At 69.2% G+C, this 12,037-nt stretch carries 12 protein-coding genes; 5 read left to right on the forward strand and 7 right to left on the reverse strand.

Going from position 1 to position 12,037, the window contains the following annotated elements; all coding sequences use genetic code 11:
- Positions 1-15: 15 nt before the first annotated feature.
- Together AB0C20_RS11765 and AB0C20_RS11770 are read right to left on the reverse strand one after the other, a co-directional pair.
- Positions 16-381, reverse strand: coding sequence for a VOC family protein (locus tag AB0C20_RS11765; protein ID WP_330438273.1), 366 nt, complete (start codon positions 379-381; stop codon positions 16-18).
- Between the two features lie 170 nt (positions 382-551).
- The gene (locus AB0C20_RS11770; RefSeq protein ID WP_357567890.1) at positions 552-1,040 is read right to left on the reverse strand and encodes a TetR/AcrR family transcriptional regulator; all 489 of its coding nucleotides are present in this window, start codon (positions 1,038-1,040) and stop codon (positions 552-554) included.
- A gap of 120 nt (positions 1,041-1,160) precedes the next feature.
- Between AB0C20_RS11770 and AB0C20_RS11775 the strand changes: the two genes are divergently transcribed.
- Entirely contained in the window at positions 1,161-2,207 is a 1,047-nt protein-coding gene (locus AB0C20_RS11775) for an aldo/keto reductase (RefSeq protein WP_330438271.1), read from the forward strand.
- A gap of 203 nt (positions 2,208-2,410) precedes the next feature.
- Here AB0C20_RS11775 and AB0C20_RS11780 read toward each other — a convergent pair whose 3' ends face one another.
- The 5 genes from AB0C20_RS11780 to AB0C20_RS11800 are packed head-to-tail and all read right to left on the reverse strand — an operon-like array spanning position 2,411 to position 8,042.
- Positions 2,411-2,761, reverse strand: coding sequence for a DUF4387 domain-containing protein (locus AB0C20_RS11780; RefSeq protein ID WP_330438270.1), 351 nt, complete (start codon positions 2,759-2,761; stop codon positions 2,411-2,413).
- A complete protein-coding gene (locus AB0C20_RS11785) occupies positions 2,754-4,133 on the reverse strand; it encodes an acyclic terpene utilization AtuA family protein (RefSeq protein WP_330438269.1) in 1,380 nt (459 codons plus the stop codon). Before AB0C20_RS11785 ends, AB0C20_RS11780 begins: the two co-directional genes overlap by 8 nt.
- Before the next feature lie 17 nt (positions 4,134-4,150).
- Entirely contained in the window at positions 4,151-5,815 is a 1,665-nt protein-coding gene (locus AB0C20_RS11790) for an FAD-binding dehydrogenase (RefSeq protein WP_330438268.1), read from the reverse strand.
- Entirely contained in the window at positions 5,812-6,756 is a 945-nt protein-coding gene (locus AB0C20_RS11795; protein ID WP_330438267.1) for a phosphoglycerate dehydrogenase, read from the reverse strand. The genes AB0C20_RS11790 and AB0C20_RS11795 overlap by 4 nt, the downstream gene beginning before the upstream one ends.
- A 14-nt stretch (positions 6,757-6,770) precedes the next feature.
- Positions 6,771-8,042, reverse strand: a complete 1,272-nt coding sequence (locus AB0C20_RS11800; RefSeq protein ID WP_357567891.1) for an MFS transporter — start codon at positions 8,040-8,042, stop codon at positions 6,771-6,773.
- A 95-nt stretch (positions 8,043-8,137) separates the two neighbouring features.
- Between AB0C20_RS11800 and AB0C20_RS11805 the strand changes: the two genes are divergently transcribed.
- The 4 genes from AB0C20_RS11805 (at position 8,138) to AB0C20_RS11820 (ending at position 11,935) form a co-directional block, all read left to right on the forward strand.
- On the forward strand, positions 8,138-8,827 hold the full coding sequence (locus tag AB0C20_RS11805; RefSeq protein WP_330438265.1) for a GntR family transcriptional regulator: 690 nt from the start codon (positions 8,138-8,140) through the stop codon (positions 8,825-8,827).
- Complete coding sequence (locus tag AB0C20_RS11810) at positions 8,824-9,906, forward strand: tartrate dehydrogenase (RefSeq protein WP_330438264.1); 1,083 nt, start codon at positions 8,824-8,826, stop codon at positions 9,904-9,906. Before AB0C20_RS11805 ends, AB0C20_RS11810 begins: the two co-directional genes overlap by 4 nt.
- Positions 9,907-10,105: 199 nt before the next feature.
- Positions 10,106-10,675: a WHG domain-containing protein gene (locus AB0C20_RS11815; RefSeq protein ID WP_330438263.1), complete on the forward strand. Its 570-nt coding sequence runs from the start codon at positions 10,106-10,108 to the stop codon at positions 10,673-10,675.
- An 84-nt stretch (positions 10,676-10,759) separates the two neighbouring features.
- Positions 10,760-11,935 (forward strand): GDSL-type esterase/lipase family protein, encoded by a 1,176-nt coding sequence (locus AB0C20_RS11820; protein ID WP_330438262.1) that lies wholly within the window; start codon positions 10,760-10,762, stop codon positions 11,933-11,935.
- Positions 11,936-12,037: the final 102 nt, after the last annotated feature.

Consider the following 12,037-nt stretch of genomic DNA (forward strand, 5'->3'; position numbering starts at 1 on the left):
GCCGGGTCGTGCGGCTCAGCCGCGCAGGCAGAACGGGTGGCCGGCCGGGTCGCGCAGGACACGAAAGCGTTCCGGCGCCGGTTGTTGTCTTTCTCTGACGGCTCCGAGTTCGATCGCCCGCGCCTCGGCGTCATCGAGGTCATCGGGGCCGTCGACGGCCAGGTCGAAGTGGATCTGCTGCGATCGTTCGCCGGTGGGCCAGGTCGGTGGCCGGTAGTCGTCGACGCGAACCGCGCCGAGGTAGAGCGGACCCGCCTTGACCGCACAGAAGTCCGGGGTCTGGACCGTGACCTCACCGTCCAGCATCGCGGCCCAGAAGCGGGTCAGGTCGGCTGGGTCCGGGCACTCCAGGTTGATCGCAGCGATGTGAGCTACCGGCATGGGTCCTCCAAGGAGCGGGTTCGTCAGGGGCCGACAGTGACCTACCCTAACACCCAAAACGACGCGTCACTCTCTTTTGGTTCAAGCCGTCCGAGAGGGAGGCCGGCCGGCATCACGGACGCCGGTCGAGCGTCCACGGACCGGCGGAAGCCGGTCGGGTCACGCTCGTACTAGCCCTTGATGATCGCCATCAACGCGTTGGTGAAGGGTGCGGGATCCAGGTCGCCACGAATCGCCAGTTGCAGGCTGTAGCTGATGCTGAGGGCCACGAACGCTTCGGCGATCTGCCCGGCCTGCGGGCGCCGGGAGTCGGGCACCAGCTCGGCAATCGCGGCCCGCATCGCGGCGAGTTGTCTCTGCACAACGGCTGCCAGCAGTGGTGATACCGCGGCCTCGGCATAGATCTGGGCGACCAGCCGGGCATGATGGGTGTCACGGGCCCGGGCCCGGACATGGTCGAGGAAACCACCCACGGCCTCGGCGGTGAGCGCCCTCGGCAGCGCTTCGGTTCCCTGCTCGCAGACCGCGATGACGATCTCATCCTTACTCGTGAAGTACCGGTAGATCGCCCCGTTGGAGAGCCCGGACTCGGTCACGATGTCGGCCATCGACGTGTGGGCAAAGCCGTGACTGGCGAACCGAGCCCGGGCGGCATCCACGATCTGCTGGCGGCGTGCGTCGAGATGAGCTTGACTGACCTTAGGCATAAAAGAGTGAACCCTCGCTTTATTTGCTACTGTCGGAAGCCTACCTCACCGCACTGACCCTCAGGAGCCACCGTGCGCTACCAGACCTTCGGCCGTCTGAGCGGACTGCGTGTGTCGCAGTACGCGCTCGGGACGGCGAACTTCAGCACCTCGAACACCGGCGCCGGCCCCGAGGCCTCCCGCCAGATCTTCGAGGCCTTCGTCACCGCCGGCGGCACCACGTTCGACACCTCCAACCTGTATCAGGATGGACAGGCCGAAACTGTGCTCGGCGGGCTGCTCGGGCCTCAGCGGGACGACTTTGTGATCATCACCAAGTACAGCGGGACCAGGCAGGCCCAGCCCCGCCCGGGCACGACCGGCAACAGTCGCAAGATCATGGTCCGGTCTCTCGAAGCGAGTCTGCGCCGCCTGAACACCGACTACGTCGACGTCTTCATGCCGCATTTTCCCGACGGCCTCACCCCGATCGAGGAGATCCTGGCCGGGTTCGACGACCTGATCCGCTCCGGCAAAATCCTGCACGGCGCCCTGTCGAATTTCCCGGCCTGGCGGGTTGCCGGCGCCGCCGTCCGCGCCGACCTGCGCGGCCTGGCCCCTCTGGTCGGCATCCAGACGGAATACAGCCTGGCCGAACGATCTGCCGAGCGGGAGCTACTGCCGATGGCGCAGGCTCACGGTCTGGGCGTGGTCCTCTACTCCCCGCTGGCCGGCGGACTGCTCACTGGTAAGTATCGGCAGGGTGAACAAGGCCGGCTGACCGCCCGGGGCGACGCGATCGAGGGCAGTGCCCAGCGCACCGCCATCGTCGACGCCGTACTGACGATTGCCGAGGAACTCGGCGTCAGCGCGGTCCAGGTCTCCCTGGCCTGGCTGCGTAGCCGGGCCGCACTGGCCCCCACGGCCCTGATCCCGATCGTCGGCCCGCGCACCCTGACTCAACTGGAGGAGTACCTGAAGTCGCTGCAACTCGACCTCAGCGATCAGCACTATCGACACTTGGACGAGGTCAGCGCCATCCGGCCAGGAACCCCACACGAGGACGTCACCGCCGCGCTGGATCATGGTTTCGACGGTGACCGCACTCTGGTCGACCCTTCCCCCGTTCCCGTCATCTAGTGCCCTGACCACAAACGTTCGCCGGGTTGGTTAGGCGGCCTTGGCTGCGGGGTGGCCCGGGGTCGCGGTCAGGTCCGGCTGCGGCAGGAGGCGGCGGCAGCAGACGGACACGTCGCCTCGGAGGCGCGAAGCCAGTCAGAGCAAGGGTCACGTCCACTGCCGCCAACCATCAGCCCATCACGTACGGGCCAACCCGGCCAGCCTCACCGTCGGTCCAGGACGGCGTTTCCCGCACCCTCGGTGGCTGTCACCCGCAGCAAGGCCAGCGGGACGTGGTGTTGGCCGGCATGGATGTCGCGGTCGTGCAGGCTGCCCTGTGCCACGGGGCGCGGGAACGAGATCTTGACAACGTTGAGCTCGGGGATCCGGTAGATCTGGACGGTGTCCGCCGCGACGCCGTAGAGACGCGCGATCACCGGCGCGTTCAGGAATTCGGGATCGCCGACGATGGCGTAGCCGGCCGCGTCGCGCAGGAACACCTCCATAGTGACCCAGAAGGGGCCGGCGTTCTTCGACCGGACCTCGAGTGCGAGGTCCGCAACGGTCTCAGTCATCGGTGTCCTCCGGAACGTTGATGCGAAACAGGCTGGTGGGGGAGTCGACGTCGACGACATGGTTGAGGACGAACTCGTACGCCGCTCCGCGTTCGGTCTCGGCGGGCGAGGTCGCGAAGGCGAGGCTGGGGAGGTAGTCCATGTCGGGGGTGGGTAGGTGCAGCATGAGCGGGTTGGCTATCTTCGCGATGGCGGTGGCGGTCTGCTGGTCGGCGGCGTTGACCAGGAGCATCACGCCGACTTCGCGGGGCGGTCCGGTGGCCGGGTCGATGGCATCCAGGACGGCGTTGTAGCCGTAGAGGCGGATGTCGAAGGCGTACTCGTCGGGGTTCAGTCCTAGCGCGTTGGTGACCCACTCACCGATCATCCGGCGCAACAGCGCGGCCCAGGTGGTGATCTGGCCGAGGATGTGGGGGTCGCGGATGGCGGTGAACGACATAGTCTCGTAGCCGGTGATGCGCGAGCCCTCGAGTTTGATGGTGTGCTGCGCGGCGGGTTCGAAGCGGGAGCCCTCCACGCGTACCCGTCGGTCGTCCAAGGCCCGGTAGGTGGCGTCGGCGACCACGATGGTGCCCGCCGGTTCGCGCATCGAGAAGGGGTCGACCGTCTCGTAGAGCATGTGCGCGGCGACCGAGGTGGTGGTGCAGGCGACGGCGGGGTCGAGCGGCTCGATGGTGAAGCCGGTGGCGTCGATGGTGGCGAGAACGCCACCGGCGCGCGGGTTCGTGGTGCACTGCCCGCCACATTCGACGATCTTGGCGGCGTGCCAGGTCGGGCCGGCCGGCATGCCGGCCATCAGCGGATAGGCGGCGGCGATGGCGGTGTCGGTGGCGCGTCCGGCCAGAACCACATCGGCGCCGGCGGCCAGCGCTTCGGCGATCGGCTCGTGGCCCATCATCGCGACGATGTGCTCGCAGCTCTCCAATGTTGCCAGGTCGAGGTCGCCGGCCGGCGGCAGCGGGTGCACCCGGCCCTGGTCGAGGTGCCCCTTGAGGTCGCCGGCCTGCTGCTCGCTGTAGATCGTCGCTACCCGCAGGTCAAGGTTCTCCTCGGCCAGGATCTGGCGGGTGATGCCGGCGACCCAGTCGACGCCGGAGTCGGTGCCGCTGGTGCCGCAGGAGCCGATGATCAGCGGGATGCGGGCGGTGGCTGCCGCACGCAGCAGCAGCCGCAGGTCTCTGGCCACGGCTGCGGCGGCGGTCTTGGCGATACCGGAACCGAGGTAATAGGGGCCGGAGTCGGTGGAGCCGCCGTCCACGGCGATGACGTCGGCGCCGAGGTCCAGGCCGCGAGTGACGGTCTCGGGCGGAAATCCGGCGCCGAGCATGCCGGTCGGCGCGAGGACGCGAACGGAGTCGCGGCGTGCGGTCATGGTGGTTCCTTCCATGGTCAGGTGAGGGTGGCGGCGAGCGCGCGGCCGGCCTGGCGTCCGGAGAACAGGCAACCGCCGAGGAAGGTGCCTTCCAGGGCGCGGTACCCGTGCATTCCACCGCCGCCGAACCCGCTGACCTCGCCCGCGGCGTAGAGGCCGTGCACCGGCTGCCCGGTGCCGTCGAGCACCCGGCCGTCGAGGTCGGTGTGCAGGCCGCCGAGGGTCTTGCGGGTGAGCACATGCAGGCGTACGGCGATCAGCGGTCCGGCGGCGGGATCGAGCAGCCGGTGCGGCGGCGCGGTGCGCATCAGCCGGTCGCCGCGGTATCGGCGGAAGTTGCGGATCGCGGCAATCTGCATGTCCTTGGTGAAGTCGTTGGTGAGTTGTCGGTCGCGCGCCTCGATCGTGCGGCGCACGTCGAGCGGGTCCAGCAGCGGCTCGCCGGTGAGGGCGTTCATGCCCTTGACGAGTTCGTCGAGGTCGTCGGTCACGACGAAGTCGGCGCCGCGGCGCTTGAACGCCTCCACGGGTGCCGGCGCCCCGGCACGGAGGCGGCCCAGGACCTGACGAACGCTCCGGCCGGTGAGGTCCGGGTTCTGCTCCGATCCGGAGAGCGCGAACTCCTTCTCGATGATCTTCTGGGTGAGCACGAACCAGCTGTGGTCGTATCCGGTCGAACGCAGGTGGGCGAGCGTGCCCAGGGTGTCGAATCCGGGGTAGAGCGGCACCGGGAGCCGGCGGCCACGCGCGTCGAGCCACATCGAGGACGGGCCGGGCAGGATTCGTATGCCGTGGGAGGCCCAGATCGGATCCCAGTTCTGTATGCCCTCGACGTAGTGCCACATCCGGTCCGGGTTGATCACGGCGCCGCCCGCGCCCGTGGTGATGTCGAGCATTCGACCGTCCACGTGCGCCGGGACACCGGTGATCAGGTGAGCGGGCGGCGTCCCGAGCCGTTCCGGCCAGTTGCGGCGTACGAGGTCGTGGTTGCCTCCGATGCCGCCGGAGGTGACCAGGACGGCCTGCGCCGTGTAGGCGAAGTCCTCGGCCGGGACGCGGGAACTGGCGGTTCCACGGGGAGCGTCGCTGGGCTCCAGAATCGTCCCGGCCGCGCCGGTGACAACGCCGGCGCGAGTGGTCAGCGTGTCGACCCGGTGGCGGAACGCCAGCCGGACCTGACCGCGCTCGGCGGCCTGCCGCACGATCGCGATGAACGGCTCGAGCACGCCGGGACCGGTACCCCAGGTGATGTGGAAACGCGGCACCGAGTTGCCGTGCCCGGTGGCGTCGTAGCCACCGCGCTCGGCCCAGCCGACGATCGGGAACAGCTTGATGCCCAGGCTTCGCAGCCACGAGCGTTTCTCGCCCGCGGCGAACGAGACGTACGCCTCGGCCCAGCGCCGCGGCCAGTCGTCCTCGGGCCGGTCGAACCCCGCGCTGCCCTGCCAGTCTTGCCACGCGAGGTCCAGGGAGTCGCGGATGCCCATCCGGCGCTGCTCGGGCGAGTCAACCAGGAACAGCCCGCCGAACGACCAGAACGCCTGGCCGCCGAGGCTCTGCTCGGGCTCCTGATCGAGCAGTAGGACGGATCGACCGGCGGCGACCAGCTCCGCAGTGGCGACCAACCCGGCGAGGCCCGCCCCGACCACTATCACGTCCGCTTCTGCTGTCCTGTTGGTCATGCCAGCTCCCGTACTGCGGTTACCGAGTGGGCGGGGCGGCCATCGAGGGCGGCGACCAGTTCCTTGGCACCCTCCATCCCTGCGGCCAGCCGCGCCTCGGCGGTCTGCCCGGCCATGTGCGAATAGACGGTGATGCCCTCGACGCCGCGCAGGACGCTGTCGGCGGGCAGCGGCTCGACGTCCACCACGTCGAGAGCCGCGCCGGCGAGGCGGCCGGCGCGGACGGCCTCGGCGAGGGCTGCCTCGTCGATGATCGGCCCTCGTGCGGTGTTGATCAGATGTGCGCTGGGCTTCATGCGTGCCAGCGCTGCGGCGTCGACGAGGTGGCGGGTGCGCGACGTCAGCGCGGTGTGCACGGATACGAAGTCGGAGTCGCGAAGCAGCTGGTCGAGCGTGACCTGGATCGTCGGCGCGGCCAGGCTGCCGGTGCACAACACCGTCATGCCGAAGGCCGAGGCGAGCGGTGCCACCCGCCGTGCCACGGCACCCCGCCCGATCAGTCCGATGGTCTTGCCGCGTACCTCGTGGCCGTCGCGGCGGGGCCAGCCACCGGCCGCGACGTCGGCGGCCATCGGCACCAGATGCCGTGCCTGGGCGAGCAGCAACGCGATGGTGTATTCGGCCACCGCGTTGCTGTTGATCCCCGGCAGATTACTCACGCTGATGCCGAACCGGGCAGCGGCGGCCACGTCGACGGTGTCGTAGCCGGCGCCGGTGCGCACGATGGCGCGCAGGCTCGACGCCTGCCGCAGCACCTCCTCCGTCATCGGCTCGTTGGCGATCAACGCGCCGTCGACCCCGGCCAGGGCGGCGATCAGCTGCTCGGGCCGGCGAGGTCCCCGCATCGGGTCGTGCCGGGTCGTGAAACCCCGCCCGGTGAGGTATGTGTCCACCTCGTCGCCGGGGGCGAGGTAGTCCGTGGTGATGAGAACGGTCGGCATCGAATTCCTTCGTGTCATGACAGGAGAGCGGTCGTGCGGCGTCGTTGCAGGCGGCCGAGGTACACGACGACGAGGACGGCAAGCGCGGCCAGTGCCGCGATGTCGAGCAGCATCCCGGTCCAGCCGGTGAGGTCGACCACGGCGCCGATGATCGCCGGTCCTCCGAAGCCGCCCAGGTACCAGGTGACCGCGTACAGGCCGGTGTAGGTGCCGAGCACCCGACTGGACGGCGCCATGTTCCACAACGCCACCGCCGCGTTGATCGTGAACGCGGCGGCGCCGACGGCGGCGAGGCAGAACACGACGACGGTCCCGGTCGGGGTCCGCACGATCGATTCGGCAGCCATCGCGACGGCGAACAGGGCCATGCCCGCGCCGATGGTACGCAGTCGCCCAAAGCGCTCGGCGCACAGCGCCGCCGGGAAGGCGGCGAGCAGGTAGGCGACGCCGCTGGGCAGGCTGAGCCCGCCCGCCTCTCCACGCGTGAGGCCCAGAACCTCCATGCCGTACGGGGTGATCAGCGAGCGCGAGGCGAACCATGCGCCACCGAAGAGCAGAACGGTCAGCAGGAGCAGAAGTCGTCGGCGGTCGCGATCGGTGACCAGGTCCGCGACGATCCGCCGGAACGGCACGTCCGTTCCGCCGTTGCTCGCGGTGGCGTCCTCGGCCAGGGCGGCTTGATATGCCGCTGATCGGTTGTCACGCACCTTGAGGATCAGCACCCCCGTGACGAGCAACAGGATCACCGCCGGGATGACGAACGCGCCGCGCGGATGCTCGTCCACCACGAACAGGCTGATCAGCGACGCCACGATGATGGTCAGCGAGGTCGCGATCTTCACGACGGCGTTCGCCCGGCTTCGCCGCTGTGGCGCGATGAAGTCCGGCACCATCGACTCGGCCAGCGGACGGATCGTGTTGGCGACCAGCGCGTAGAGGACCATCACCACGACGAGCGTGGCGAGCGACGTGGTCCAGGGGAGGAGCAGGAAGAGCAGGGCGGCCACCGGCATGCCCACCGCGAGGTACGGCACGCGGCGTCCCCACCGGGTACGGGTGTTGTCCGACCGGTTGCCGATCCAGGGTTGGACGAAGATCCCCAGCAGGTTGTCCATTCCCATCAGGAGACCGACGACCGCCGCGCTCGCGACGTGGTCGCGTAGCAGCGCGGGGACCTGGTTGTCGTAGAAGTTCCAGGTCGACTCCTGCGCGAACAGCACCAGAGCGATGAGCAGCGTGATCTTCCGGTGGGACACCGCGCTGTCGCGGACCTGCGTTTCGGTCATGTCACCTCCATGTGTCCGGCGTCACGCTAATTTGCTGTAGCAAACTCGTCAATAGTCGCAACAGGCTTTGCTGTGTCATGGGTTAGAGTCCGAACATGACCGTTACCGAGACGCTCGCCGACCAGGCGTACCGTCACGTCCGCACCGCCATCGCCACCGGCGACCTCGCCGCGGGGGAGAAGGTGACCGAGCGGGGCATGGCCGAGCGGCTCGCGATCAGCCCGACGCCCGTCCGTGAGGCGCTGCGCCGCCTGGAACTCGACGGCCTCATCGAACGGATCGGGCCGCGTACCGTTCTGGTGGCCGCGATCCGCGACGCGGCCATCGACGACCTCGCCGAGGTGGAGGTCGGCCTGCGCGGCCTCGTCGCCCGGTTCGCCGCCCGGCACGCCACCGCCGGTCAGCTCGACGCCCTGGACGCGATCCTCGACCGGGCCGACGACCTGCTGATCCTGCTCAAGGAACGACACCGTCACGGGCAGGCGGTCGACCGGCACCTCGCCGAGCTGCTCGACACGATGCAGGAGTTCAACGACACCGTGAACGCGTGCGCCCACAACCCCGTCCTCGTCCGGATGCTCGAGCAGAGCCGCGTGTTCTCCCGCCCCCAGCGCCGGGAGCTGCTGCTGCGGAAAGTGGCCTCGGACGACACGTTCGGCCTGGAGCGGTACACCAGTCACCGCGCCCTCGTCCGGGCCCTGCGCGCCGGCGACTCCGCCACCGCCGAACGCCTCGCCACCGAGGACGCGCAGGGTGGTCTCGCCGCGCTGAGGGAGACGGCGTGACGTCACAGCGCATCGCCGTCATCCCCGGGGACGGCATCGGCAAGGAGGTCGTACCCGCGGGGATCGAGGCGTTGCGCGCGACCGCCGACCGGTTCGGGTTGAGCCTCACCTTCGACAGCTTCGACTTCGCCAGCGCCGACTACTGGCAGCAGCACGGCACGATGCTCCCGCCCGACTGGGAGGAGACACTGCGTGGCTACGACGCCATCTACTTCGGGGCGGTCGGCTGGCCGTCAGTGGTGCCCGACCACATCTCCCTGTGGGGTAGCCTCCTGCAGTTCCGGCGGGTCTTCGACCAGTACGTGAACCTGCGCCCCTGCCGGCTCATGCCAGGCGTCCGCAGTCCGCTGGCCGGCCGCGAACCCGGCGACATCGACTTCGTCGTCGTCCGGGAGAACACCGAGGGCGAGTACTCGAGCGTGGGCGGTCGCATCTTCGAGGGCACGGAGCGGGAAACCGTCCTCCAGGAGACCATCATGACGCGCGTCGGCGTCGACCGCGTGCTGCGCTTCGCCTTCGAACAGGCGCTCCGCCGCCCGAAACGGCACCTCACCTCGGCCACCAAGAGCAACGGCATCTCCATCTCCATGCCCTACTGGGACGAGCGGGTGGCCGCGATGGGCGAGCAGTTCCCCGACGTACGTCTCGACAAGTTCCACATCGACGCGCTGGCCGCACAGTTCGTGCTGCACCCCGAATGGTTCGACGTGGTCGTCGCCAGCAACCTGTTCGGCGACATCCTGTCCGACCTGGGCCCGGCCTGCACCGGCACGCTCGGCATCGCCCCGAGCGCGAACATCAACCCCGAGCGCGATCATCCGAGCCTGTTCGAGCCGGTGCACGGCTCCGCGCCGGACATCGCCGGTAAGGGCATCGCCAACCCGGTCGGCCAGATCTGGTGCGGTTCGATGATGCTGGAGCACCTCGGTCACCCCGAGGCGGCAGCGCACCTGCTCGGTGCCGTCGAGGACGTCCTGGCGTACGGTCCGCGGGAAGCCCCGCTCACCCCCGACCTGGACGGCACCGGCACGACGGCGGAACTGGCCAACGCAATTGCCGAGCGCGTGCGCGAGTCCTGATCGTCTACTCCGGTTGCTACTTCTCAGGATGCGCCGCTGCCTGATGAGGTGGCGCAGGGCGTTCGGTTCGCAAGAGACACGGCGCCAGGCGCACGCCTTCCAGATCTCTCGTTCGGTCCGTTACTCCCGAGCTGCGGGCGAGTTTGCCTATAACTATTAGGCAGGAGCATAATAGGTGTAGGCAGTTAGGGGGAGGGTGATGGAGAGACCAGGGCTCACGCCGGAGCGTCTGACCCGAGCGGGGGCGGAGCTGGCCGATGAGGTCGGCTTCGACGAGGTCACCATCTCGGCGCTCGCCCGGCGGTTCGACGTCAAGGTCCCGAGCTTGTACTCGCACCTGAAGAACTCGCAGGACCTCAGGATCCGCATCGCGCTGTTCGCGCTGGAGGAACTCGCCGATCGCGTCGCCGACGCCGTCGCTGGTCGGGCCGGCAGGGACGCCCTGGCCGCGTTCGCTGACGCCTACCGCGAGTACGCCAGGGAGCACCCGGGCCGGTATGCGGCCGCCAGGCTCCGGCTCGGCCCGGAAACAGCGGCCGCCAGCGCTGGCGTCCGGCACGCCCAGATGGCCCGGGCGATCCTGCGGGGCTACGACTTGGACGAGCCGGCCGCGACGCATGCGGTCCGGATGCTGGGCAGCGTCTTCCACGGCTACGTCAGTTTGGAGCTGGCCGGTGGTTTCGAACACAGCGCCCCCGCTGCGCAGGAATCCTGGGACTGGATCGTGGATTCGCTCGACTCGCTGTTACGCAACCGCAGCACTACCTGACCCGGACAACGGCCGCACCGCCGCAAGCGGTTCGCTGCGCGGCGCGCCGGTGAACACCGAGATTCGGTCGAAAGGCTTGAGGCAATGACCACCGAACAACAATGGATCACCCCGGTCACCGCGGACCTCCTGCGCGGCTTTGTCGACGTGGAGGCGACCGCGCGCGGTCTGCTGCCGCATCGGCTGACCACCCGGGCGCGCCGGCAGATCCCCGACGACCAACTGGCCATGGCCGAGGCCCAGCCCTCCGGGGTGCGGCTGGCGTTCCGTACCCGGGCCACCACGATCGAACTGGACACGCTGCCCACCAAACGGGTCTACCAGGGCTTCCCACCACCGGCGGACGGCGTCTACGACCTGCTGATCAACGGCCGCCTGGCCGCGCAGGCCTCGGTGCCCGGGGGCAACGTCCGGACCGTTACCGACATGTTCACCCAAACCTCGGTGCTGACCGAGGGGCCGGCCGGCACCGCCCGCTTCGCGGATCTGCCGGCGGGTGAGAAGGACATCGAGATCTGGCTCCCGCATACGGAGATCACCGAACTGATCGCGCTGCGCACCGACGCGCCCGTTGAGCAGGCCCCGCCCAGCGGGCGCAGGACGTGGCTGCACCACGGCAGTTCCATCAGTCACGGCTCGAACGCCGCTCATCCCAGCGCCATCTGGCCGGCCCTGGCCGCGGCTGAGGGCGGTGTGGAGTTGGTCAACATGGGGTTCGGCGGGAGCGCGTTGCTCGACCCGTTCACCGCCCGCGCGATGCGCGACATCCCGGCGGACCTGATCAGTGTCAAGATCGGCATCAACATCGTCAACAGCGATGTGATGCGTCTGCGCGCCTTCGCTCCCGCGGTCCACGGTTTCCTCGACACTGTCCGCGAAGGGCACCCGACCACACCACTGCTGGTCGTGTCCGCCATCCTGTGCCCGGTCCAGGAGGACACGCCCGGCCCCCTCGCCCCGGACTTCGAGGGCGGGACCCTGCGGTTCAAGGCCACGGGCGATCCGGCCGAGCGCAGCGCCGGGCGGCTGACTCTCAACGTCATCCGTGGCGAACTCGCCCGGATCGTCGAACAGCGCACGGCCGACGACCCGAACCTGCACTACCTCGACGGACGTAACCTCTACGGCGAGGCGGACTACGCCGAACTCCCGCTACCCGACGAGGTCCACCCCGACCCTGCTGGACATCGGCGCATCGCCGAGAACTTCGCGCGGCTCGCGTTCGGCGACGGTGGCCCCTTCGCCACCAAGACCGGCTGACCGTGTGGGGTTCGGTAGGAGACGTCGGGCACCTGTCCCGCTCGGGCTGCCGAGCATGTGAACGTCCGCCACACGCAGATCTACGAACACGAGTCGCCTACC

This window comes from Micromonospora sp. NPDC048843 (assembly GCF_040649965.1).
Lineage (GTDB): Bacteria > Actinomycetota > Actinomycetes > Mycobacteriales > Micromonosporaceae > Micromonospora > Micromonospora hortensis.